A 24,779-nucleotide genomic window follows, 5' to 3' on the forward strand; every position below is an offset into this window, starting at 1 on the left:
CTAAAAAATTAAAAACGTTCCAATGCTTTTAAATGGTGTTGTGTTTGTTGAACGTCACACAGATAGAGGATTTTGTCTGAAGGAGTTTTCAAGTCGGTTGTGATTGTCGGGTCGGAACAAAGTTCCTCCTTATAAGCCTTCCATTTTGAACGGACGTTTATAAAATATTGTTTGGACAGCCCATGTAGCTTTGAATCTTTGGTAGCGGCACGTCGAAATAAATCTTTGTACTTCATGTCCAGTTTGTTTTCAAGTTTCAGCAGAGTAATTTCTAAACAATCTTCATCCATTTGGTCAACAGGTTCGGGACAAAGATTCTTTTCCTGTTTCGGTTTAACGGCATTTGCAGCTTTTTCAGACGGCCCTGCCGCACCGACACAGGCGGCGGATGCTATCACGGCCAGCAACGGCAGAATGTAACGGATTTTGTGTTTCGACATAATTTATCTCCTAAAAAGTTATTGTGTAATTGATAAGGCCGTCTGAAACAGGTTTCAGACGGCCTTTATATTTTCTAAATCAGATTAATGTGAAACGCCGAATCAATAGAAGCCTTCGCGTTCTTCACGGGTGCTGATGTAGATGTTTTTCACTTGGGTGTAGGCGGCGAGCATCATTTTGTGGGTTTCACGGCCGATACCTGAAGTTTTGTAGCCGCCAAACGGCGCGCCGGCAGGCAGGCGGTTGTAGCAGTTTACCCAAACGCGGCCGGTTTCCAATGCATTGGAAACGCGCAGGCAGCGGTTGATGTCGGTACTCCACACTGCGCCGCCCAAGCCGTATTCGCTGTCGTTGGCCATTTTGATGACTTCTTCTTCGGTTTTGAATTTAATCACGGTGGCAACCGGGCCGAAGATTTCTTCTTGGGAAACACGGGCTTCGTTGCTGGCCTCAATCAAAGTCGGTTCGACAAATTCGCCTTTGCCCAATTCGCCTTCGATTTTTTTACCGCCGGTAATGATGCGACAGCCTTCTTGTTCTCCGATTTTGACGTATTTCAAAATGGTCTCGAGTTGACCGGCATTGACTTGCGAACCCATTTGGGTGTCGTCTTCCCAAGGCAGGCCGACTTTGATTTTTTTGAATTCTTCAGCCAAAGCATTGACGAATTTGTCGTAAATACCTTCTTGTACAAAAATGCGCGAACCGGCGCAGCACACTTGGCCTTGGTTGAACAAGATACCTTTTTGCGCGCCTTCGAGGGCTTTGTCGAAAGGCATATCGTCGAAGAAGATGTTGGCGGATTTGCCGCCCAATTCCAAAGTGGAAGGAATCAGCAATTCGGCGGCGGCGATGCCGACGCGGCGGCCGACTTCGGTTGAGCCGGTAAAGGCCAGTTTGTTGAAGCCTTTGTGGTGGAGCATGTATTCGCCGGATTTGGAACCGCGGCCGGTAATCACGTTCAACACGCCTTTAGGCAGCAAGTGGTTGATTTTTTGAGCGAAGGACAACAGGCTCAATGAAGTGCTGGAAGAAGGGTGGATGACGATGGTGCAACCTGCGGCCAATGCCGGAGCGATTTTCCATGCGGCCATCAAGAATGGGAAGTTCCAAGGAATGATTTGGCCGACAACGCCGATCGGTTCGCGCAAAACGATGGACAGGTCTTCGGCATCAAGCTGGGTTGCCGTGCCTTCTTCGCCGCGGATGACGCTGGCGAAATAGCGGAAATGGTCGGAAGCCAAAGGCACGTCGGCAGCGCGGGTTTCGCGGATGGGTTTACCGTTGTCCAAGGTTTCTTGCAGGGCGAACAATTCGGCGTTTTCGTCAATCACATCGGCGATTTTATTCAAAATGGCCGCGCGTTCGGCAGTCGTGGTTTTACGCCATGTTTTGAACGCTTCTTGCGCAGCGGCCACGGCAGCATCGACATCGGCGTCGGTTGCGTCTGTGAACTTGGCCAATTCATCGCCATTGGCAGGGTTGTAAGAGGATAAAAGTTTGCCTTCGCTACCTTTCGTCCATTCGCCGTTGATTAAAAGACCATATTCTTTATCAAACACATTTAAATCTTTTGCCATAATGCTGTCTCCTTAATGAATGGGAATAGGTGTTTCACACCATGAAAAACAGCTTATGCTTTTTTCTTTTTAAGTTCAAGTACTAAAAATGAGAATGTTCTCAAAATTTACATTTGCAATGTTGTTTCATGTAGCAGGCCGTCTGAAAAATAAAGGATTTGATTGAAATGAAAGTATATTTGTTAATATATTTAAAGATTTATACGGCTTAAATAGATTTTGTTATGGTATAACATCATAACTAGTTGTTTTAAAAAAGATTATGGGTTGACGGCTTCGGATATGGGGAGTATTCTCATTCATAGCTAAACAGTTTTTCAACACCCTAGGAGACTCTCTCATGAAAATGCATGCTGTGGTAGTAAATAAAGATGTAGCAGGTGATGTAGAAGTTGTTGAACGCGAACTGCGTCCGCTGGAATACGGCGAGGCGTTGGTGGAAGTCGAGTATTGCGGCGTGTGCCACACCGACTTGCACGTTGCGGCAGGCGATTACGGCGACAAACCGGGTCGCGTGTTGGGACACGAAGGCATCGGTTTGGTTAAAGAAGTTGCCGAAGGTGTGAAAAATCTGAAAGTCGGCGACCGTGTCAGCATCGCATGGCTGTTCCAAAGCTGCGGTTCTTGCGAATACTGTAATACCGGCCGCGAAACCTTGTGCCGCTCTGTATTGAACGCAGGCTATACTGCCGACGGCGGCATGGCGACACACTGTATCGTGAGTGCCGATTACGCAGTCAAAGTCCCTGAAGGCTTGGATCCTGCACAAGCTTCCAGCATTACTTGTGCCGGTGTAACCACTTATAAAGCCATTAAAGTTTCCGGCGTCCGTCCGGGCCAATGGATTGCGATTTACGGCGCAGGTGGTTTGGGTAACTTGGCAGTTCAATACGCGAAAAAAGTATTTGGCGCGCACGTTGTTGCCGTTGACGTCAACGATGAAAAACTGGCTTTTGCCAAAGAAACCGGTGCGGATTTGGTAATCAATGCCGCCAAAGAAGATGCGGCTCAAGTCATCCAAGAGAAAACCGGCGGCGCACACGCAGCCGTTGTGACAGCCGTATCCGCTGCTGCCTTCAATTCAGGCGTTAACTGTGTTCGCGCAGGCGGCCGTGTCGTTGCAGTTGGCTTGCCGCCTGAGTCTATGGACTTGTCTATCCCACGTTTGGTATTGGACGGCATCGAAGTGGTCGGCTCTTTGGTCGGTACCCGCAAAGATTTGGAAGAAGCATTCCAATTCGGCGCAGAAGGTTTGGTTGTGCCTAAAGTCGAATTGCGTGCTTTGGATGAAGCGCCTGCCATCTTCCAAGAAATGCGCGAAGGTAAAATTACCGGCCGTATGGTGATTGATATGAACAAAGAGTGCAGCTGCATTCATCACTAATCAAATGATTCCGTGACAAAAAGGCCGTCTGAACAATTTCAGACGGCCTTTTTTATTGGATTGGATAACTTAAAGCGTAAAGCGGCTTTCAAATACGCGGATTTCTCCGCTGACAGGATCGGTGAACTCTATTCTTTTAGCCAAAAGTTTTAAAGGTTTGTCGTAGTCTTCATCACCGGCCGCCAATGGGGTAGGGTAAAGCGCATCGTTCATCAGCGGCATGTTCAAACTCATCATATGCACGCGCAGCTGGTGTTTCTTCCCGGTATGCGGCGTGAGGCGGTAGAGGCTGAATGCGCCGCGGTTTTCGATAAGTTCGATGGTCGTGTGGGCGTTGGGTTTGCCTTCCGTTTCCCTCGTGAGAAAGAATTTTTCGCCGCGTTCCATTCGTGACGAAATATGCAGCGGATAGTCCAAATCCGTCCGCGTCGGCGCCACCGCTTCATAAGTTTTTTGGACGGTTTTTTCTTGGAACATGGTCTGATAATCGCGACGCGTGGCAGGATTGAGTGAAAGCAGCATAACGCCTGCCGTATCTTTGTCCAAGCGATGAATCGGCGTAATGTCTTCAACATTCAAATGCTGCAATTCCGGCCGCAAACGCAGGCGCGTGAGCAGGGTTTCCCGCAAAAATCTGCCGCTGGGGATGACAGGCAGAAAATGCGGTTTGTCCACCACAAGCAAATGCTCATCAATATGCAAAATTTTTTCATCAAACGGAATACGCGGCTCGCTCTCACGGCTGGTTTCACGGTAATAAAACATCGTCTTGCCGGGCTCGAACAAAGTATTCTCATCAAACGGCACGCCATCCGCGCCCACCACAAAACCGCTGTTCAGCCGCCGCCGCCAGTTTTCTTCGCCGACAAAGGGAAAATGAGCGCATAAAAAATGCAGCAACGGCAAGCCGTAAAACTGCTTTTCATGCGGCAAAACCAAGTAGCTGGGTTTGACACCGTCTAAAAGGGGTAGGGGATTGGTACGTTTTTTCATGCGGCGGATTGTACTCGGTTTTTAGGGTTTTTTCAGACGGCCTTGTTTTTATGGAAAATAAGTTTCTAATAATAGATATGTATTGATGCAGGTTTTGTGTTTAAATAGATTCTTCAAACGAGCTGAGAAACTGGTTTTGTTTGAACTTGTTTTTATGGCATGAATTAAAGAAATGATAAAGAAACAATATTTTGAGAAAAGGAGAATATTATGCAGAGAAAAATCGGCATAATCATCATGTTATCCGTATTTTCCGTGTTCGCTATGGCGGGAGGGGAAGTTCGGCTTGGTAAGAATAATGCATACGATAATGAGTATGAACTTGTGGTAGAGCATGAAGTCAATGAAGAAATTTCACAATTAAATCAAGACGAGTATGCCGCACATCCAATACGTAACGATAGCGGCGTCATGCAGTCAGGGAAAGCTGCTTCAGGCAGACAAGCCGTTTCCCAATACGGAAAACCTAATTTGCCGCCTGTACGCTTAAATCCGCATCCTTCACGACCTTGATTTCAAAATCAAAGGGCTGCTCCATTTGTTTGGACAGCCCTTTTGTTTTGTCGGCTCACTCACATTTTCGTTTGCGCAAAACAAGTTTGTAATCGGTTTTGATGCTGGTTTGATCGCCAATCATCTTAAAATCATCTATTAAACAACGGTTTTCCGTACATTTCAACGTGAAATCTGCACCGACCCTATGGCCGTCAAATTGTTTAAATGTTGCCCGGACGGTATGAGGAGAAGTGACCTTGACTTGCAAGGTTTTATGGAAGTTGTCAGGATGATCCTGACCAAAGCCCAAGTAGTAATGTATCGGCATGTCACATCCCATCTCCATATCGGGTTGCTTACGGATATTAGTGTCAAAATTATTAAATTGTCGGATGATTTTTTGTAATTCAGGCGTGGTAACATGATTGTGTTCAGAGCCTAAATCCACTTTAGACAGATAAACCTTTTTGACTAAATCTATTTTGGCTTGATTATTTGTGGCATTATTTGCAGCCATCGCTTGGTAGGATAAGCTGGTGGTTAACAAGCCGATAACAAAAAGAGAGCGTAGTGTTTTCATGATGTGCATAGGGATGAGATGAAAAGAATCCAAGTATAACGACATTGAATCTATATTGAATATATTTTTAAGAAATTAAAGTTGAAAGGCAGGGGAAGGATGGGAATCATTGAATATGATTCTGTAATCTGCTTTACAGGCCGTCTGAATACGAAAACTGATTTTCAGACGGCCTTTTGATTTGTTCCCAAACTCACAAACCCTTAAAAATCAGCTATAATGCCCAACTATTTGATTTTCGCTTATCCCATATTGAAATGGCACAAAAAATTCAATCTGTAAAAGGTATGAACGACCTTTTACCTGTCGAACAAAAAGATTTCAAACTGACGGCTGCGTTTTGGCAGGCGTTTGAAGATACGGTTAGCCGTTGGACACGCACTTACGGCTATCAGCAAATCCGTACGCCGATTGTCGAGCAAACCGGTTTGTTTGTCCGCTCCATCGGCGAGGAAACCGATGTGGTCGGCAAGGAAATGTACACCTTCTCCGATTCAAACGATTCTTTGAGTTTGAGCCTGCGTCCTGAAGGTACGGCTTCTTGTTTACGTGCGGTAGTCGAACACAACCTTCTGTACAACAGCCCGCAAAAGCTGTGGTATATGGGGCCGATGTTCCGCCGCGAGCGTCCGCAAAAAGGCCGTTATCGTCAGTTCCATCAGGTCGGTATCGAGGCTTTGGGTTTTGAAGGGCCGGATATCGATGCGGAAATCATCGCGATGTCTGCCGACTTGTGGGAAAAGTTGGGTATTCGCGAATACCTGACTTTGGAAATCAACAGCTTGGGCAACCGTGAAGAACGTGCGGCACACCGTGCGGCATTGGTTGAATATTTGACCCGCTATGAGGCGCAACTGGATGAAGACAGCAAACGCCGTCTGAAAACCAATCCTTTGCGCGTTTTGGATACGAAAAACCCTGATTTGCAGGAAATCTGCAACGCGGCGCCGCGTTTGGTGGATTACTTGGGCGAGGCTTCGCAAAACCACTATGCTCGCTTCAAGGCGATGTTGGACGGTTTGGGTATTCAATATATTGAAAATCCGCGCTTGGTCCGTGGTTTGGATTACTACAATCAGACGGTTTTTGAGTGGACGACCGACAAACTCGGCGCGCAGGCGACTGTGTGCGGTGGCGGCCGTTACGACGGTTTGATTGAAGAACTTGGCGGCAAACCTGCGCCGTCTATCGGCTTTGCAATGGGTATTGAGCGCCTGCTGCTTTTGGTGAGCGAATACGGCTCGTTGGAAGTGAACGCTGCGCCTGATGTCTATGCAATGCACCAAGGCGAAGGTGCGGACTTGCAGGTGATGAAATACGCGCAAGCCTTACGCGCACAAGGTTTCAATGTAATGCAGCATTCCGGCTATCAAAGCTTGAAAGCGCAAATGAAAAAAGCAGACAACAGTGGCGCACGCTTTGCCCTGATTGTGGCTCAGGATGAGCTGGCAAACGGTACGGTTACCCTGAAAGATATGCAGGGCAAACACGAACAACAAACCGTTGCCGCCGCTGATTTGACAGACACTTTACAACAATGGAAGAACGCATAAATGGCAGCCCATTTGGAAGAACAACAAGAGTTAGACAACTTTAAATATTTTTGGAAAAAAACCGGCCGTTGGATCTTTGCCTTGCTGATCGTGGCGGCTTTGGGGTATTTGGGTTACACCATTTACCAAGGCCAAAAAGCTTCAAAAGATCAGGAAGCCGCTGCCGTATTGGCGCAAATGGTGGAAAAGGCGCAGCAAAAAACCGACCAAAAAGCCATCAACGCCGATTTGGTCGAATTGCAAAAAAACTATCCTGATTCTATTTCGACAGCCCAAGCTACTTTGATGGTAGCGGCAACCGAGTTTGATGCCGGCCGTTATGATGTGGCGGAAGGTCATTTGAATTGGGTGCTGAAAAACCAAAAAGCACCGCTGGTTCAAGCTTTGGCGGCGCAGCGTTTGGGCGTTGTCCTGTTGCAGCAGAAAAAATACGATGCCGCCATCAATGCCCTGAATACTCAGGTTGAGGCTGATTTCGAGCCTTTGATGCTGGAAACCAAAGGCGATGTTTACGTTGCTCAAAATAAAACCAAAGAAGCCGTACAAAGTTACGAAGCTGCTTTGAGTAAATTGCCGCAAACCGCCGTGGGCCGCGAATTGCTGCAAATGAAAATCGACAGCTTGAAATAAGTTTTTTTAAAATCAAGGCCGTCTGAAGTTGTCATGACTTTTCAGACGGCCTACACTTATCCTTATCAACCGTGTTTTTAAAACACCTGCTTGTGTTCCGCTCCCGTTTTGGGGCGGCACTTGACACAGAAAGACTCCATCATGAAACCAACCATCGCGCTTGTCGGCCGCCCCAATGTCGGCAAATCTACCTTATTCAACCGTTTGACGCGCACCAAAGACGCGCTCGTGCATGACTTGCCCGGCCTGACGCGTGACCGACATTACGGTCATGGCAAAGTCGGCAGCAAACCTTATTTGGTTATCGATACCGGCGGTTTTGAGCCGGTTGTGGACAGTGGCATTTTGCACGAAATGGCAAAACAAACCTTACAGGCTGTCGATGAGGCCGATGCAGTTGTGTTTTTGGTGGACGGCCGTACCGGCTTGACCCCGCAAGACAAAATTATTGCCGACCGTTTGCGCCAAAGCCCGCGTCCTGTTTATTTGGCCGTGAATAAGGGCGAGGGCGGCAATAGGGCCGTGCTTGCCGCCGAGTTCTACGAACTTGCCCTGGGCGACCCTTATGTTATTTCAGGTGCGCACGGCGATGGCGTGTATTATCTGATTGAAGATATTTTGGAAACCTTCCCTGAGCCTGAAAAGGAAGAGGAAGAAGCGAAACATCCTGTTTTTGCTGTAATCGGCCGTCCAAATGTCGGTAAATCGACCTTGGTAAACGCCATCCTCGGTGAAGAACGCGTGATTGCCTTCGATATGGCAGGCACGACGCGTGACAGTATCCATATCGATTTTGAACGCGACGGTAAACCGTTTACCATCATCGATACCGCAGGCGTGCGCCGTCGCGGCAAAGTGGATAAGGTAGTGGAAAAGTTCTCCGTTATCAAAGCCATGCAGGCGGTTGAGGCGGCAAACGTTGCTGTTTTGGTGTTGGATGCGCAACAAGATATCGCCGACCAAGATGCGACGATTGCGGGTTTTGCTTTGGAAGCAGGCCGTGCCTTGGTGGTGGCGGTCAATAAATGGGACGGCATCAGCGAAGAGCGTCGCGAGCAAGTGAAACGCGATATCAACCGCAAACTGTATTTCCTTGATTTTGCTAAGTTCCACTTTATTTCTGCATTGAAAGAACGCGGTATTGACGGTTTGTTTGAAAGCATTCAGGCTGCCTACAACGCGGCAATGATTAAGATGCCGACGCCGAAAATCACGCGTGTCCTGCAAAGCGCAATCGAGCGTCAACAGCCGCCGCGCGCAGGTTTGGTGCGTCCGAAAATGCGTTATGCCCACCAAGGCGGCATGAATCCGCCGGTGATTGTGGTACACGGTAATTCGCTGCACGCCATTTCTGACAGCTACACACGCTATCTGACCCAAACATTCCGCAAAGCCTTTAATCTTCAAGGCACGCCGCTCAGAATTCAATACAATGTTTCGGAAAACCCGTATGAAAATGCGGAAGACAAACCGAAGAAAAAACCGCTGCGCCGCGTCAGCCTGAGCAACCGTATCGAGAAGCGCGAAGGCCGCAAGGAAGAGAAAAACCGCTTCAAGAAGAAAACCAAAGTCAGCGTAAAAAAACAATTCAGCAAATAAGCATAAAGGCCAAAGGCCGTCTGAACGATTTCAGACGGCCTTTTATGATGGAATGTAAGTTATTCATGTTTCATGATATTTATCGATTGGATTTGCCGGAATCAAAATACATAAAATCAGGATTGGGAAGGGACGTGAAGATGAAAATGAAACAGTCGGTTTGTCGGGAATTTCCCTTATTGCTGGAATTCAAAACGGTGTGATAGAAAAAAATAGTTGGTAATTTATTCTATTCGGGGCTACAATCCAATCAAACGCCGATTTTGGCGTCTTTACAATCATAATAATGGAGCTCAAGAATATGACAGCTAAAGGACAAATGTTACAAGATCCTTTTTTGAATGCGTTGCGTAAAGAGCACGTTCCGGTTTCAATCTACTTGGTAAACGGCATCAAGCTGCAAGGCCAAGTGGAATCATTCGACCAGTACGTTGTTCTGCTGCGTAATACTTCCGTCACTCAAATGGTTTACAAACACGCTATCTCAACAATCGTTCCTGCACGCGCAGTCAGCCTGCAACACGAAAACAAACAACCTCAAGCCGCTGCCGCAGCTGCTCCGGTTCAAGTTGAGACTGTGCAGCAACCTGCCGAATAAATGATGTAACGCATTCCTGTTTTTCAATACCTTACCGCTTTTGCGGTAGGGTATTTTTATTTTCAGACGACCTTTATCATGCTGCTTGAAAACATTCTTCCCTTTGCCCACTCCCTGTTACGACAAGCCTTAAAAGCAGGCGGCCGCGCTTTAGATGCGACGGCCGGAAACGGGCATGATACTTTGCTGTTGGCGCAATTGGTTGGCGAGACGGGTAAGGTGTGGGCTTTTGATGTGCAATCTAAAGCACTGGCGCAGACTCAAGGCCGTCTGAAAGAAAACGGCGTAGATGGTCGGGTAGCCCTAATACATGACGGCCATGAAAACCTTTCGTCTTATATCGACGAGCCTTTAGATGCCGCGGTATTTAATTTCGGTTGGCTGCCGGGCGGCGATAAAAGCTGTACGACTGAAGCGGCAAGCAGCATCCGTGCGTTGACGGATACTTTGGGTTTGCTGAAAGAGAGCGGCCTTGCCGTGGCGGTATTGTATCCGGGGCATGAAGCCGGCCGAATAGAGGCTGAAGCGATTGTGCAATGGGCGGAAACTTTGCCGCAGGAAGCCTTTGCCGTGTTACGCTATGGCTTTGTCAACCGCCGCAATGCGCCTCCCTATCTGCTGGCGGTTGAAAAGTTGCGTCAGAAATAGATGTTTGCGGTAAAATAGCCGCTTTAATTCCTTCTAACGACAAGAAACTGTTATGCAATACCTGTTCGTCAAATACAGCCACCAGATTTTTGTAACCATTACCATTTTGCTGTTTAACATCCGCTTTTTCATGCTTTGGCGTCATCCTGAAAAACCGTTGGCAGGCATTTGGAAAGCCATGCCGCATTTGAACGACACCATGTTGCTGTTTACCGGCTTGTGGCTGATGAAGATTACCCATTTTTCGCCGTTCAATGCGCCGTGGCTCGGCATGAAAATCCTGCTGTTGCTGGTTTATATTGTGTTGGGCATGATTATGATGCGTTCGCGTCCGCGTTCGCCGAAATTCTATATCGTCTATGTTTTGGCCATGTCGTGTGTTGCCACGATTGTTTTCCTTGCCAAAACCAAAACGCTGCCGTTTTAAAAGAGGCCGTCTGAAATGTATCCGCATTTTTCCGTTATCGCTTTAGGCAGCAATCTCGCCAATCCTGCCGAACAGGTTCGCGCCGCTTTGGCCGAATTGGACGCGCATCCGGAGATCAGGCTCGAAAAGGCTTCTTCCCTGTATCTGACTGAGCCGGTCGGCTATGACGATCAGCCCGATTTTGTAAACGCCGTTTGTGCGGTGAGAACTTCATTGGACGGCGTAGCGTTGTTGGCAGAGTTAAACCGTATCGAGGCCGAATTTGGGCGTGAGCGTAGCTTCCGTAATGCGCCGCGCACCTTGGATTTGGACATCATCGATTTTGACGGTATCCGCAGCGATGACCCGCATCTGACCTTGCCGCATCCGCGTGCGCATGAGCGCAGTTTCGTGATGTTGCCGCTGGCCGAAATCCTTCCGGATTTCGAGTTGGGCGAGCATGGCCGTGCGGCTGATTTGGCTCAGGCTTTGGGCGGGCAGGGTATTCGCCTGTTGAAAGAATAAGGGCCGTCTGAAAAACAGGCTGAAACAAGAAAGGGCGTGTTGGACACGCCTTTTTTGCTATAAAATATTGTTGGAAAACACATTACAAAGAGTTACTATGAATCCTCGTTATATTGTTGTCGAAGGCGCAATCGGTAGCGGCAAGACCGCTTTGAGCCGCCGCTTGGCAGAGCATTTCAGCGCGTTGCTGTTGTCGGAGAATCCGGATCACAATCCGTTTCTCATGAAGTTTTACAGCAATGTTTCCAATAATGGCTTGGCCGCCGAGCTTTTCTTCCTAACGCGCCGCGCTGAAAGCGTGAATATTATTGAAGACCATTGTGCGCAAGGTGGAATGGTTGTGGCTGATTTTCTGCCGGAGAAAGACCGCATTTTTACGCCCATCGTTTTGAATGATGACGAGCGACAGCTTTTTGCCGATATAAAGCAACGCATTCTGCCGCAATACGCGGAACCCGATGTGGTGATTTATCTGCAAACCGCTGTCGAAAACAACCGCAAACGCCTGCAAAAACGTCACGAAGGCATCATCAGCTTGTTTCCCGAAGGCTATTTGGGACGGGTGCATGACGAATACAGCCATTTCTTCCATTTGTATCAAAGCGCGCCTTTGCTGACCGTCAATGCCGATGAGTTGGATTTGGCCGGCAATGACGACCACTTCCAGCTTTTGTTGCGCGCATTGGAAGATTTTCAAGGTACGCGAAGTTATTTGAATTTAAGCGAAAAATAAATGCAGGCTAGGTTTAGGCCGTCTGAAAGGAATAATATGTCAAAATATCAATTCACACTCCCATCTTCTTCCGGCAGCGATTTTAACTCCGCCGAACATTTGCCGTTGGTTGTCTATTTTTATCCTAAAGACAGCACGCCCGGCTGTACTACTGAAGGCTTGGATTTCAATGCCCGATTGGAACAATTCAAAGCATTGGGCTATACCGTTGTCGGCATTTCGCGCGATGGTGTCAAATCGCATCAGAATTTCTGCGCCAAACAAGGCTTCCAGTTTGAATTGTTGAGCGACAAAGAAGAAACCGTCTGCAAACTGTTTGACGTGATCAAGCTGAAAAAGCTTTACGGCAAAGAATCCCTCGGCATCGAGCGCAGCACCTTTGTGCTGGACAAAAACGGCGAAATCGCCCATGAGTGGCGCAAAGTCAAAGTGGCCGGGCACGCGCAGGAAGTTTTGGATACAATCTCTCAAGCCTCTTAATAGGGCTTTGAAAACCTAAGGCCGTCTGAACGGATGTAAAGCCATGCCGTTCAGACGGCCTTTCAATCAGTTTGATGAATATGGACGATTTAATAGACAAGCTGCTTGAATCCCTTTGGCTGCAAGACCGACTCAGCCACAATACGCTGCAAAGTTACCGCCGTGATTTGGTCAAAATCGCTGCGCGTTTGGCCGAGGGCGGGCAGGATTGGTTGAGTGCCGATGAGTTTGCCCTGTCTGATGCCGTGTATGCGGAGGGGGAAAAAAACACGTCCCAAGCGCGGGCATTGTCGGCTTGCAAGCGCATGTACGGCTGGTTGGAAGAAACGGGCCAAAGGGCAGACAATCCCACCCGTTTTCTCAAAGCACCGAAATCGGAACGCAAATTGCCCACGCTGATTACCGAAGCCCAAATCGACGCGCTGCTGGCTGCGCCGGATGTGGAAACGCCGCACGGACTGCGCGATAAGGCCTTGCTTGAAGTCATGTATGCAACAGGTTTGCGTGTAACCGAGGCCGTCAAATTGACGCTCAGCGATATCGATTTGCATCGCGGCAGTATCCGCACCATAGGCAAGGGCGACAAATTGCGTCTGGTTCCACTGGGGCAGGAAGCGGCGTACTGGGTGGAACGCTATTGCAACGAATCGCGTCCGTTGTTGTTGAAAAACAAAATTTGCGACGAAGTGTTTGTCAGCCAGAAACGCAGCGGCATCAGCCGTCAGCTTGCATGGATGATAGTCAAAGAATATGCCGAAGCGGCCGGTATTGCTTCGCTCAGTCCGCACGGTTTGCGCCATGCTTTTGCCACGCATTTGGTCAATCACGGCGTCGATTTGCGCTCAGTCCAGATGATGTTGGGACATTCCGATATCAACACCACGCAGATTTATACCCATGTTGCCAATATCCGTTTGAAAAACATGGTCGATGAACACCATTCACGTTCATAAATAAAGGCGACATCTCGAAGATGCCGCCTTTTGTTATCGTGGCCGTCTGAACGGTTATAAAGTTTACTATTTATAAAATAACAATCAAAATACAAATTTACATAGAAAAATTTCAAAACAAAAGGACAGTGCCAATATTGCAATGCAAACCGTTTTTATTTATATTTACGTTCAAGAATAAATCCTACTCTCAATTACAGAGGGTAACAAAATTATTGGAGCACATCATGTTTGTCTGCATCTGCAACGCCATTACTGACCACGACATCAAAGAGACCATCGCCGCCGGTGCAACCACCATGAGCGATTTGCAGGCTCAATTAGGCGTGGCGACTTGTTGCGGTTGCTGCGGCGAATTGGCAGCGTCATTTTTGACTGCAAGCAGTGCCCAAAATACCGTGACTGCCGGTATCAACGTTCAGTCTTAATTCAGAATACACATAAAGGCCGTCTGAAGGCGTAGTTTCGCGCCTGTTCAGACGGCCTTTGTCATGCCTGTATGGTTTGGCGGCATTTTGCTATACAATGGCCGCTTTTGTCCCTCCGAGAGTAACCGCCATGAAACTGACCTTGATGTTTCGGGAATATTGCAGCTTGTGCCACAAAATGCGCGAACAATTAAAGCCTTATCAGGAGCAGTTTGGATTTGGGCTGGATGTTGTCGATGTTGATGAAGATCCGGTTTTAGAAGAAAAGTACAATGAGCTGGTGCCTGTTTTGCTGGATGGCGATACCGAAATCTGCCATTGGTTTTTGGACGAAGAAAAACTGAAAGCGCATTTGAGCGCGTAACAAACCGTTGACCATATTATCTTTCAGACGGCCTTCGGCTGTTTATGCCGTCTGAACATTGATTTTATTATGACTGAAAAACTTTCTCCCGATGCGTTGATTGAAGCGGCGCTGTTGACGCAAGTCGAACCCTTAAACGAAAAAGCCATGCGCGAATTGTGCGTGCCGCCGTTGTCGCAAGACAAGCTGATTGACGTGTTGGCGCAACTGAAGGCCCGCTGGCAGGGCAGGGCTTTGCAACTGGTGCATACCCATGAGGGCTGGCGTTTCCAAATCGCCCAAGCCGCCTTTGAACGACTGGGCAGCCTGCAAGAGCAGCGCGCGCCGCGTTATTCCCGTGCCGTGATGGAAACGCTGGCGATTATTGCCTATCAGCAACCGGTAACGCGTGGCGATATTGAAGGCATACGCGGTGTGGCGGTGTCGCAAAATGTCATGCAAACCTTGCAGGATAGGGGCTGGATTGAAGTCATCGGCCACCGTGATTCTGTCGGCCGTCCGGCTTTGTGGGCGACAACAGCAACATTCCTAAGCGATTTGCGTTTGGAAAGTTTGGAAGAATTGCCGCCGCTGACTGAATTGGGCGAGCTGGTGTTGCCTGATTTAATGGAAACGCTGCCGACAGGCGATGAGGAAGCTGAAGAAGCAGTTGAATCAGGAAGCAGACTGATTAACTGATTTGAATGTAAAGGCCGTCTGAAACAATCGTGTTTCAGACGGCCTTTATGTTAGTTATTCTAGCGTTTTATAGCATTAAATGAACGCTTTATATCATTGAATAAGCCAGCCAGGGTAACAATATGGCGTGGTGCGTTTAGCAGTTTCTTAAAAAATAATTTGTTTAAAATAAATATCTTAGATAAATCATAAGAAAAATCTGATTTAAACTATAAAAAATCTTAGTTATAATCAGTTTATCTAAAGCTATTCCGCATAGTTGCGGGTGATTTACTAAGGAATACTACAATGCTGTTGGCACTTTCTTTGCGTGATTTTGTCATTGTTGAAAACCTGAATCTTGATTTTCAAAACGGCTTTACCGTTTTAACGGGCGAAACCGGCGCAGGCAAATCGATTACCCTGGATGCAATCGGCCTGTTGCTGGGCGATAAAGCCGATTACAGCCAAGTGCGCAACGGCGCCAAAGAGGCACAGTTGTCGGCTTTGTTTGACATCAGCGGTTTGCCCGAACTGAAAGCGCAGCTACAGGAGCAAGGCCTTTTGGAAGAAGATGCCGAAGAGCTCAGCATCCGCCGTATTATCGATGCCAAGGGCAAAAGCCGCAGTTATATCAATAATCAGGCAGCAACGCTGGCGCAGCTGAAAGCCATCGGCGAGCAGTTAATCGATATTCACGGACAAAATGCCCATCATTCGTTGAATCAAGAATCCGCGCAACGCGAGTTGTTGGACGCATTTGCCGGCAGCAAAGAGCAGGCGGAAACGGTCAAACAGCTTTATCAAAATTGGGTTAATGCGAAAAAAGCCCTGCAAGAAGCACAAGAGCAGGCAGAAACCATGGCCATCGAGCGTGAGCGTTTGGAATGGCAGTTTAATGAATTAAACCAATTAGAGCTCAAACCCAACGAATGGGAAACCTTAAGCCAAAGCCACGACAGCCTGGCGCATTCGGCCGAGTTGCTGCAAACCGCCGAGCAGGTGGGCGAAAGCATAGACGGCGACAACGGCATCCAACGTCAAATCTACCAATGCCAAAAACTGCTGGGCAATCTGCAAAACATTGAACCGCGCTTTGCCGAAAGCCTGAATATGTTGGCAAGTATTGAAGCCGAGTTGGGGGAAATCAGTGCCAATATGCGCGATGTGGCCGGCCGCAGCGATATCGATCCGAATGAATTGGCCGCACAAGAAAGCCGGATGGGCGAATTGATGAGCATGGCGCGCAAATACCGCATTGAGCCGGAAGAGTTACCGCAAAAGTTGGCGGAAATTGACGAGCGCCTGCAAAACCTGCAAGCAGCTGCCGATTTGGAAGCCTTGGAAAATGCAGTCGCACGCAATCTTGCCGAATACCATGAAGCCGCTCACGTTCTCTCCGCCATGCGCCATCAGGCGGCCGGCCGTTTGGGCGAAGAGACCACCGAGCATATGCAGCATTTGGCCATGAAGGGCGCACGTTTTGACATCGTCTTGTTGCCGTCTTCGCCGACTGCGCATGGTCTGGAGCAGGTGCAATTCCAAGTGGCGGCAAATAAAGGCAATCCGTCCCGTCCTTTGAACAAAGTGGCTTCCGGCGGCGAGTTGGCGCGTATCAGCTTGGCTTTGCAAGTGGTTGCCAGCCAATACACGCAAGTGCCGACATTGATTTTTGACGAAGTGGATACCGGTATCGGTGGCGGCGTCGCCGAAATGGTCGGTAAAGCTTTGCGTGCCTTGGGTAAAAAACATCAAGTTTTGGCGGTAACCCATCTTCCCCAAGTCGCCTCTTGCGGTGAAAACCATTGGCAGGTACGCAAACATAGCGAAGGCGAACAAACCGTCAGCGAAATCAGCGTATTGGATCATCATCAGCGCATTGAGGAAATCGCGCGTATGCTGGGCGGCGAAATCATTACCGATACCACACGCAGCCATGCCGCCGAACTCTTGCATCTGGCCGCCGCCTAAAAGCCTTAAGGCCGTCTGAAAATGAAATTCAGACGGCCTTTCCCGTATTTTGCGCCCTTTCAGACAAGCAGAATACAAGGTATGATTATAGCGTCTGTTTACAAGGAAATTTTGATGAAAGTCCTGTTTATCGCCGATCCGATGGCAAGTTTTAAAACCTATAAAGACACTACTTACGCCATGATGCGTGAAATGGCAAAGCGCGGTTGGCAGCTTTTTCATACCTTGAGCGGAGAATTGTCCGTCCGTGAAGGCTGGGTGGTGGCTCAGGCAGCGGCATTTGAGTTTGTCGGTGCGAAGAACGATGACGATCATGAATGGTTTAAAGCAGAGGCAAAAGTTCAGACGGCCTTAAAAGATTTCGATGCGGTCATTATGCGCACTGATCCGCCGTTTGATATGCAATATTTGTACGCAACCCAGTTTTTAACGTTGGCACAGCAGCAGGGCGCAAAAGTATTTAACAGCGGACAAGCAATGCGCGATTTCAATGAGAAATTGGCTATTTTGAACTTCAGCCAGTTCACCGCCCCCACTTTGGTGACCACACGTTCTGCCGATGTTCGTGCCTTTTTGAAAGAACACGGCGACATCATCATCAAACCTTTGGACGGCATGGGCGGTATGGGCATTTTCCGCCTGACCGAATCCGACCCCAATATCGGCAGTATCCTTGAAACCCTGATGCAGCTTGATTCACGCACCATCATGGCGCAACGCTATATTCCTGAAATCGTACATGGCGACAAGCGCATTTTGATTATCGGCGGGGAAGTTGTTCCGTATGCTTTGGCGCGTATTCCGCAAAACGGCGAAACGCGCGGCAACTTGGCTGCCGGCGGCCGTGGTGTGGCGCAGGAATTGAGCGAGCGCGACCGTGAAATTGCAGAAACCCTGGCGCCTGAATTGAAGCGCCGCGGTATTTTGCTGGCAGGTTTGGATGTCATCGGCAGCAACCTGACCGAAGTCAACGTAACCAGCCCGACCGGTTTCCAAGAAATCATGAAGCAAAAAGATTTCGACGTTGCCGCCATGTTCGCAGATGCCGTGGCATCTTGGGCAAAACAATAAACTCAAAGGCCGTCTGAAAATTGACCCGACCGTTTCTTTTCAGACGGCCTTTTTATGTTGAGAATATGATGGAACCATCTTCCTACGCATCTGAAAAAAAAGGTAAAAACGGCATCAAACGCATCATCAATGCGTTTGGTTATTCCAAAGACGGACTGGCTGCCGCGTACCGTTATGAAAGCGCATTTCGCCAAGTTTTTTGGCTGAACCTGATTTTAATTGTCTTGGCCTTATTCCTTGATTTCGGGCCGGCCATCAAAATGGTGCTTGTTGCCGCATCGTTTATTTCATTGATTACCGAATTGTTTAATACCGCCGTCGAAGCAGCCGTTGACCATACCTCTACTGAAAAACACGAGCTGGCCAAGCGTGCCAAAGATGCCGGCTCGGCCGCGCAACTGATGGCTTTGTTCATGTTATTTATTGTTTGGATTATTGCATTAACTGCTTAAAAATGTGGTAATATGGTAATTCGTTAGGATTAGATAGTATTAATTAATCTATATCAAAGTTTTCAGACGGCCTTTGGTTGTAAGATGAAGGCCGTATATCCCAGCCATTTGGCAAACACAAGGAGCAAAACATGAAAAAATTAATGGCAACCCTGATTCTGGCAGGCTTGGCAACTTCCGTATCTGCAGCCGGTATCCATATTGAAGACGGTTGGGCGCGTGCCACTGTCGAAGGTATGAAAATGGGTGGCGCATTCATGAAAATCCAAAACGATGAAGCCAAACAAGACTTCTTGGTAGGCGGCAGCAGCCCTGTTGCAGAACGCGTTGAAGTACATACCCATATTAACGACAACGGCGTTATGCGTATGCGCGAAGTTAAAGGCGGCGTGCCTTTGGCTGCAAAAGGCGTAACCGAGCTGAAACCGGGCAGCTACCACGTTATGTTCATGGGTCTAAAAAAACAATTGAAAGAAGGCGAAAAAGTGCCTGTAACCCTGAAATTCAAAAACGCCAAACCTCAAACTGTCGAGCTGGAAGTGAAAACCGCGCCTAAAACCGAAATGCAGCACGACCACGGCGCACACGGTGGCGCACATCAGCACTAATTGCTTGAATTTGCATATAAAGGCCGTCTGAAAGTCATTGGGCTTGCAGACGGCCTTTTCTGTCGTCAAATCAAAATGTGCTAAAATCACGCTTTAAAAAATGTATTTGAAACCCACATTCCGCTCATGAATACTCACAACACACCAGCAAACATCATCGTCGGCCTCTCCGGCGGCGTCGATTCATCCGTTACCGCGGCCCTGCTCAAACAGCAAGGCCATCAAATCAGCGGCGTGTTCATGCAGAACTGGGAAGATGACGACAACGACGAATATTGCAGCATCAAACAAGATTCCTTCGATGCCATTGCCGTCGCCGATATCATCGGCATCGACATCGACATCGTCAATTTCGCCGCACAATATAAAGACAACGTATTTGCCTATTTCCTTAAAGAATACAGCGCAGGCCGCACGCCGAATCCGGATGTGTTGTGCAATGCCGAAATCAAATTTAAATGCTTTTTAGACTACGCCATCGAGCAGGGCGCCGATACCATTGCCACCGGACACTATGCCCGCAAAGAAGTTCGCAACGGCGTGCATTACCTGCTCAAAGGCTTGGATCAAAATAAAGACCAAAGCTATTTCCTGTATCGTCTCAAGCCTTTCCAACTTGAGCGCGCGATTTTCCCATTGGGCGAATTAGAGAAGCCTGAAGTCCGCCGTCTTGCCGAAGAATTCAAATTACCGACCGCAACCAAAAAAGACAGTACCGGCATTTGCTTTATCGGCGAGCGCCCGTTCCGCGAGTTTTTGCAAAAATACCTGCCGACCAATAATGGCAAAATGGTGACCCCTGAAGGCAAAGTGGTTGGCGAACACGTCGGCTTGATGTTTTACACGCTGGGCCAACGCAAAGGCTTGGGCATCGGTGGCGCAGGCGAGCCGTGGTTTGTTGCGGCCAAGGATTTGACCCAAAACGAACTGATTGTTGTCCAAGGCCATGACCATCCTTTGCTTTATACGCAAAGCTTGGTTATGAACGATTTGAGTTTCACATTGCCCGAACGCCCGAAAGAAGGCCGCTATACCTGCAAAACGCGCTACCGTATGGCTGACGCGCCTTGTACGTTGCGTTACTTGGATGATGAAACCATCGAGCTTGTTTTTGATGAGCCGCAGTGGGCAGTAACCCCCGGCCAATCTGCGGTACTGTACGACGGCGATGTGTGCTTGGGCGGCGGTATCATCATGTCCACCGACAAGCCTGTCATCATTACTGCTTAACACAAGGGCCGTTTGAAAACGAAGCGGCGGATTAAATCAAGCCTTTCAGACGGCCTCCATTCTAAAAACGACTAAAACAAAGACTGAATCAACATGGAAAAACTCTGGCTCAAAAGCTACGAACAAGGCGTCAATGCCGAAATCGACATCACGCAATACAGCTCCATCAGCGACGTATTCCGTCAAAGTGTTGAGAAATTCTCAGATAAACCTGCTTTTCAAAACATGGGCAAAACGCTGACTTACGCCGAAGTGGGCAAGTTGGCGACGGATTTTGCGTCTTACCTGCAAAACGTATTGAAACTGCCGCGCGGTGAGCGCGTGGCGATTATGATGCCGAACGTTTTGCAATATCCGATTGCGCTTTTCGGTATTTTGCAGGCCGGTTTGGTGGCAGTGAATACCAATCCGCTTTATACGCCGCGCGAGTTGGAGCATCAGTTGAAAGACAGCGGCGCGACCACGATTGTCGTGTTGGAAAACTTTGCCAATACGCTGGAGCTGGTGTTGCCGCGTACGCAAATCAAACATGTGATTGTCGCATCGGTCGGTGAGATGTTCGGCATGATTAAAGGTGCGTTGATGAACTTCGTCATCCGCAAAGTGAAAAAAATGGTGCCGGAATACCGCATTCCCAATACCGTGACTTTTCAGACGGCCTTGAAGCAAGGTGCGGCAAATACGTTCAAGCCCGTCGAATTGACGCGCGATGACACAGCCTTGCTGCAATATACAGGCGGTACGACCGGTTTGGCGAAAGGCGCCGTCCTCAGCCACGGCAATATCTGCGCCAATATGTTGCAGGCAAAAGAATGGATTAGAAACAGCCTGCGCGAAGGCGAAGAAACGGTTATTGCCGCGTTGCCGCTTTATCATATCTTTGCCTTGACGGTAAACCTGATGATTTTTGCGAATACCGGTTCCAAAATCATCCTGATTACCAACCCGCGCGACATGAAGGGGTTTATCGGCGAATTGAAAAAAGAGCCGATCAGCGTGTTCATCGGTGTGAATACCCTGTTTAATGCGATGGTCAACCGTCCGGATTTTGCCGAAGTCGATTTTTCCCGTTTGAAGCTGACTTTGGGCGGCGGTATGGCAACGCAAAAAGCCGTGGCGGAAAAATGGAAAAAAATCACCGGTACGCCGATTGTGGAAGCTTACGGTTTGACCGAAGCCAGCCCGGGCGTATGTTGCAATCCTTTGAATATCGAGGCTTACAGCGGCGGTATCGGTTTGCCGGTTCCTTCGACCGAAGTCGAATTGCGCGATGCGGACGGCAAAGAAGTGCCTATCGGACAGCCGGGCGAATTGTGGGTGCGCGGCCCGCAAGTGATGAAAGGCTATTGGAACCGTCCGGAAGAAACCGCCAAAGCAATCGATGCACGCGGCTTTTTGGAGACCGGCGATATTGCCGTGATGGATGAAAAAGGCTGGCTGAAGCTGGTGGACCGCAAAAAAGATTTGATTGTGGTATCCGGTTTCAATGTATATCCGAACGAAATCGAAGAAGTGGTGGCCAGCAACGACAAAGTCTTGGAAGTCGCCTGTATCGGCGTGGCAAGCGAAAAAACCGGCGAAGCGATTAAAGTTTTCGTCGTGCGCAAAGACCCGTCTTTGACCAAGGAAGAACTGATCGATTTCTGCCGCAAAGAACTGACGGCGTATAAAGTGCCGAAAGACATCGAATTCCGCGACGAGTTGCCAAAATCCAACGTCGGCAAAATCCTGCGCCGCGAGCTGCGCTGATATACAGAATCAGCATGATAAGGCCGTCTGAAAACGCTGTATTCAGACGGCCTGAAGCTTTTGCCGTTTGCCAGAATATGCTGCTTCAAGTTAAAATCACACATTCCAACATGGGTATCACATCATGACTAAATTTATTTTCGTAACCGGCGGCGTTGTATCTTCTTTGGGTAAAGGTATCGCCGCCGCTTCTATTGCTACTATTCTCGAGTCGCGTGGTTTGAACGTGACCATGCTTAAGCTCGACCCGTATATCAATGTTGACCCGGGTACCATGAGCCCGTTTCAACACGGCGAAGTATTCGTGACCGATGACGGCGCGGAAACCGACCTTGACCTCGGTCACTACGAGCGTTTCATCAACGCTACCATGACCCGCCGCAACAGCTTCAGTACCGGCCAAGTCTATGAAAACGTGATTGCCAAAGAGCGTCGCGGCGACTATTTGGGCGGTACCGTACAAGTGATTCCGCATATTACCGATGAAATCAAACGCCGCATCCACGAAGGCGCGGCCGGTTATGATGTGGCGATTGTCGAAATCGGCGGTACAGTCGGCGATATCGAATCTTTGCCTTTCTTGGAAGCCATCCGCCAAATGCGCAGCCAGCTCGGCCGCAACAATACATTGTTTGCCCACCTGAGCTATGTTCCTTACATTGCCGCCGCCGGCGAAATCAAAACCAAGCCGACCCAGCATACCGTTAAAGAAATGTTGAGCATCGGTTTGCAACCCGACATCCTGATCTGCCGTATGGACAGAGAAATGCCTGCGGACGAGCGCCGTAAGATTGCCCTGTTCTGTAACGTTGAAGAACGCGCCATCGTGGGCAGCTACGATGTGGACAGCATTTACGAATGCCCTGAAATGCTGCACAACCAAGGCATCGACAGCATCATTACCGAGCAGCTCCAACTGAATGTCAAACAAGCTGATTTGACCGAATGGAAGAAAATCGTTCACGCGATTCAAAATCCGAAACACACCGTCAAAATCGCGATGGTCGGCAAATACGTTGATTTGACCGAGTCCTACAAATCGCTGATCGAAGCCCTGAAACATGCCGGTATTCATACTGAAACCGACGTACAAATTACCTTTGTCGACAGCGAAAGCATCGAGAAGAGCAATGGCGACGTTTCCATGCTCAAAGACATGGATGCGATTTTGGTGCCGGGCGGCTTCGGTTCACGCGGCGTAGAAGGCAAAATTGCCGCCGTACGCTATGCGCGTGAAAACAACGTACCATACTTGGGCATCTGCCTGGGCATGCAAATCGCCCTGATCGAATACGCCCGCGACGTGGCAGGCTTGAAGGGTGCGAACTCTACCGAGTTTGACTTGAAATGCGCCGCGCCTGTCGTCGCCCTGATTGACGAATGGCAAACTGCCGACGGCAGCGTAGAAACCCGTGACGAATCTGCCGATTTGGGCGGCACCATGCGTTTGGGTGCGCAAGAAGTTGACCTCAAACCGGGCAGCCTTGCCGCAAAAATCTACGGCAGCGAACACATCCGCGAACGCCATCGCCACCGCTACGAGGTCAACAACAATTATGTTCCTCAGTTGGAAAAAGCCGGTTTGGTCATCGGCGGCGTATCCGCAGGCCGAGAGCGTTTGGTTGAAACCATCGAATTGCCGAATCATCCTTGGTTCTTCGCGTGTCAGTTCCATCCGGAATTTACTTCCAATCCGCGCAAAGGCCACCCTTTGTTTACTGCGTTTGTGAAAGCCGCGTTGGGTAACAAAAAAGCCTGATTGATGTGATTGAAAAAGCACCCGTTTCCGGGTGCTTTTTTGTTTTCAGACGGCCTTAGAAGTTATTTGTCTTCATTGACTTCGCGGTCGTTCAAAGGTTGTACGGGACGGTTGTTTTCGCCGCCGATAATGTCGCGCATGGCTTTAAACTGCGCCGCATCTGCCTGAACCGGAGTTTTTAAGACAACCCAAGTCACGTTTTCGCTGCAAGGCGGCGTTGTCAGCGAGCCTTTTAGTTGGAATGACTTGCTATCTTTAGGCAGCAGGGCTTGGATATTCAAGTTTTTCAACGTTACGGATTCGCCTGCTTTCAGTTTTTTGGCAGTAAGCGCGGACAAGGCAGGGTTGTTTTTGCCCGGTTTGAATACAGAGCCGATGACCGCCAAAGTACCGTCTTCGGCTTGATGGACGAAATGCGCTTCCATCGGGAAATGTTTGCCTTTGAAAGTATGTTCGCTCGGCGTATGGAAGTGGAATTGTTTGAAGGTATAGGTTTTACCATTGATCACGATGGTTTGCGCCTTCCCTTGCGGCGTGGCTTGAAGAGTATGGCCGTTATTTTCTACTTTGTAGTCGGCGACGTTGTAACGGTATGCCAGTTGTTTGCCTTTTACTGTTTTTGTCGTGGAGAAGTCCACTGGAGATTGCTGTTTGCCTGTTTTGCAGACAGCAAAGTCTTCACTCAAATCGCCCCAGTGTGCAGCATCGTTTTCACCTGTGTAAGACCAATGTGCATGATGGGTTTCGGCGGATACCGTTGCAGTAGAGACAGCCATTAGCAAAGATAAAAAGAGATGTTTTTTCAACATAAGGGTTCCTGTTTATTTACATTAGGTAAAAGGAAAAATTTATACCAAATAAATTATTGATATAAAAAAACTTATTCGTAAGA

General features: G+C 48.6%; 27 protein-coding genes. 22 read left to right on the forward strand and 5 right to left on the reverse strand.

The window, feature by feature from the left end:
* Positions 1-8: 8 nt before the first annotated feature.
* Both FOC66_RS01290 and FOC66_RS01295 read right to left on the reverse strand, forming a co-directional pair.
* Positions 9-440 (reverse strand): hypothetical protein, encoded by a 432-nt coding sequence (locus FOC66_RS01290; protein ID WP_003745885.1) that lies wholly within the window; start codon positions 438-440, stop codon positions 9-11.
* Between the two features lie 102 nt (positions 441-542).
* Entirely contained in the window at positions 543-2,021 is a 1,479-nt protein-coding gene (locus FOC66_RS01295; RefSeq protein WP_003745888.1) for an aldehyde dehydrogenase family protein, read from the reverse strand.
* A gap of 340 nt (positions 2,022-2,361) precedes the next feature.
* Between FOC66_RS01295 and adhP the strand changes: the two genes are divergently transcribed.
* Positions 2,362-3,405, forward strand: a complete 1,044-nt coding sequence (adhP, locus tag FOC66_RS01300; RefSeq protein ID WP_003745890.1) for an alcohol dehydrogenase AdhP — start codon at positions 2,362-2,364, stop codon at positions 3,403-3,405.
* 69 nt (positions 3,406-3,474) lie between these two features.
* On the opposite strand, the gene FOC66_RS01305 is transcribed toward adhP, so the two are convergent.
* Entirely contained in the window at positions 3,475-4,398 is a 924-nt protein-coding gene (locus FOC66_RS01305) for an RluA family pseudouridine synthase (RefSeq protein ID WP_003745893.1), read from the reverse strand.
* A gap of 210 nt (positions 4,399-4,608) precedes the next feature.
* On the opposite strand from FOC66_RS01305, the gene FOC66_RS01310 reads away from it, so the two are divergent.
* Positions 4,609-4,911 carry a hypothetical protein gene (locus tag FOC66_RS01310; RefSeq protein ID WP_003745894.1) on the forward strand — a complete coding sequence of 101 codons (303 nt, stop codon included), beginning with the start codon at positions 4,609-4,611 and terminating at the stop codon, positions 4,909-4,911.
* A 55-nt stretch (positions 4,912-4,966) separates the two neighbouring features.
* Here FOC66_RS01310 and FOC66_RS01315 read toward each other — a convergent pair whose 3' ends face one another.
* Complete coding sequence (locus FOC66_RS01315; protein WP_231288062.1) at positions 4,967-5,473, reverse strand: hypothetical protein; 507 nt, start codon at positions 5,471-5,473, stop codon at positions 4,967-4,969.
* Between the two features lie 257 nt (positions 5,474-5,730).
* Here FOC66_RS01315 and hisS point away from each other — a divergent pair, with 257 nt between their 5' ends.
* The 20 genes from hisS (at position 5,731) to FOC66_RS01415 (ending at position 23,887) form a co-directional block, all read left to right on the forward strand.
* Entirely contained in the window at positions 5,731-7,026 is a 1,296-nt protein-coding gene (gene hisS, locus FOC66_RS01320) for a histidine--tRNA ligase (RefSeq protein WP_003745897.1), read from the forward strand.
* On the forward strand, positions 7,027-7,656 hold the full coding sequence (locus FOC66_RS01325) for a YfgM family protein (protein WP_003745898.1): 630 nt from the start codon (positions 7,027-7,029) through the stop codon (positions 7,654-7,656).
* A 141-nt stretch (positions 7,657-7,797) separates the two neighbouring features.
* The gene (gene der, locus FOC66_RS01330) at positions 7,798-9,255 is read left to right on the forward strand and encodes a ribosome biogenesis GTPase Der (protein ID WP_003745900.1); all 1,458 of its coding nucleotides are present in this window, start codon (positions 7,798-7,800) and stop codon (positions 9,253-9,255) included.
* Positions 9,256-9,556: 301 nt separating this feature from the next.
* Positions 9,557-9,853: an RNA chaperone Hfq gene (gene hfq / locus FOC66_RS01335; protein ID WP_036493792.1), complete on the forward strand. Its 297-nt coding sequence runs from the start codon at positions 9,557-9,559 to the stop codon at positions 9,851-9,853.
* Between the two features lie 78 nt (positions 9,854-9,931).
* Positions 9,932-10,501, forward strand: coding sequence for a tRNA (mnm(5)s(2)U34)-methyltransferase (locus FOC66_RS01340; RefSeq protein WP_003745903.1), 570 nt, complete (start codon positions 9,932-9,934; stop codon positions 10,499-10,501).
* A gap of 52 nt (positions 10,502-10,553) precedes the next feature.
* Positions 10,554-10,928: a SirB2 family protein gene (locus FOC66_RS01345; protein WP_003745905.1), complete on the forward strand. Its 375-nt coding sequence runs from the start codon at positions 10,554-10,556 to the stop codon at positions 10,926-10,928.
* 15 nt (positions 10,929-10,943) lie between these two features.
* Complete coding sequence (folK, locus tag FOC66_RS01350; RefSeq protein WP_003745907.1) at positions 10,944-11,432, forward strand: 2-amino-4-hydroxy-6-hydroxymethyldihydropteridine diphosphokinase; 489 nt, start codon at positions 10,944-10,946, stop codon at positions 11,430-11,432.
* Between the two features lie 97 nt (positions 11,433-11,529).
* Positions 11,530-12,165, forward strand: a complete 636-nt coding sequence (locus tag FOC66_RS01355) for a deoxynucleoside kinase (RefSeq protein WP_003745909.1) — start codon at positions 11,530-11,532, stop codon at positions 12,163-12,165.
* Positions 12,166-12,201: 36 nt separating this feature from the next.
* The gene (locus FOC66_RS01360; protein WP_003745910.1) at positions 12,202-12,645 is read left to right on the forward strand and encodes a peroxiredoxin; all 444 of its coding nucleotides are present in this window, start codon (positions 12,202-12,204) and stop codon (positions 12,643-12,645) included.
* Positions 12,646-12,719: 74 nt separating this feature from the next.
* Positions 12,720-13,598, forward strand: coding sequence for a site-specific tyrosine recombinase XerD (gene xerD, locus FOC66_RS01365; protein ID WP_053088381.1), 879 nt, complete (start codon positions 12,720-12,722; stop codon positions 13,596-13,598).
* Between the two features lie 227 nt (positions 13,599-13,825).
* Entirely contained in the window at positions 13,826-14,026 is a 201-nt protein-coding gene (locus FOC66_RS01370; protein ID WP_003681978.1) for a (2Fe-2S)-binding protein, read from the forward strand.
* A gap of 130 nt (positions 14,027-14,156) precedes the next feature.
* Entirely contained in the window at positions 14,157-14,390 is a 234-nt protein-coding gene (locus tag FOC66_RS01375) for a glutaredoxin family protein (RefSeq protein WP_050787142.1), read from the forward strand.
* A gap of 69 nt (positions 14,391-14,459) precedes the next feature.
* On the forward strand, positions 14,460-15,068 hold the full coding sequence (scpB, locus tag FOC66_RS01380; protein ID WP_003745916.1) for an SMC-Scp complex subunit ScpB: 609 nt from the start codon (positions 14,460-14,462) through the stop codon (positions 15,066-15,068).
* A gap of 288 nt (positions 15,069-15,356) precedes the next feature.
* On the forward strand, positions 15,357-17,018 hold the full coding sequence (recN, locus tag FOC66_RS01385; RefSeq protein ID WP_003745920.1) for a DNA repair protein RecN: 1,662 nt from the start codon (positions 15,357-15,359) through the stop codon (positions 17,016-17,018).
* Between the two features lie 114 nt (positions 17,019-17,132).
* The gene (gshB, locus tag FOC66_RS01390) at positions 17,133-18,089 is read left to right on the forward strand and encodes a glutathione synthase (RefSeq protein ID WP_003745922.1); all 957 of its coding nucleotides are present in this window, start codon (positions 17,133-17,135) and stop codon (positions 18,087-18,089) included.
* A gap of 68 nt (positions 18,090-18,157) precedes the next feature.
* Positions 18,158-18,541 (forward strand): diacylglycerol kinase, encoded by a 384-nt coding sequence (locus tag FOC66_RS01395; protein ID WP_049322731.1) that lies wholly within the window; start codon positions 18,158-18,160, stop codon positions 18,539-18,541.
* Between the two features lie 131 nt (positions 18,542-18,672).
* Positions 18,673-19,149 carry a copper chaperone PCu(A)C gene (locus tag FOC66_RS01400; protein WP_003745926.1) on the forward strand — a complete coding sequence of 159 codons (477 nt, stop codon included), beginning with the start codon at positions 18,673-18,675 and terminating at the stop codon, positions 19,147-19,149.
* 126 nt (positions 19,150-19,275) lie between these two features.
* Positions 19,276-20,379, forward strand: a complete 1,104-nt coding sequence (mnmA, locus tag FOC66_RS01405; protein ID WP_003745927.1) for a tRNA 2-thiouridine(34) synthase MnmA — start codon at positions 19,276-19,278, stop codon at positions 20,377-20,379.
* A 93-nt stretch (positions 20,380-20,472) separates the two neighbouring features.
* Positions 20,473-22,128 (forward strand): AMP-binding protein, encoded by a 1,656-nt coding sequence (locus FOC66_RS01410; RefSeq protein ID WP_003745929.1) that lies wholly within the window; start codon positions 20,473-20,475, stop codon positions 22,126-22,128.
* Between the two features lie 124 nt (positions 22,129-22,252).
* A complete protein-coding gene (locus FOC66_RS01415) occupies positions 22,253-23,887 on the forward strand; it encodes a CTP synthase (RefSeq protein WP_003745931.1) in 1,635 nt (544 codons plus the stop codon).
* A 62-nt stretch (positions 23,888-23,949) separates the two neighbouring features.
* Here FOC66_RS01415 and FOC66_RS01420 read toward each other — a convergent pair whose 3' ends face one another.
* Complete coding sequence (locus tag FOC66_RS01420; RefSeq protein ID WP_003745932.1) at positions 23,950-24,696, reverse strand: carbonic anhydrase; 747 nt, start codon at positions 24,694-24,696, stop codon at positions 23,950-23,952.
* Between the last annotated feature and the right edge of the window lie 83 nt (positions 24,697-24,779).

The sequence above is a fragment of the Neisseria mucosa genome, from assembly GCF_013267835.1.
Classification (GTDB): domain Bacteria; phylum Pseudomonadota; class Gammaproteobacteria; order Burkholderiales; family Neisseriaceae; genus Neisseria.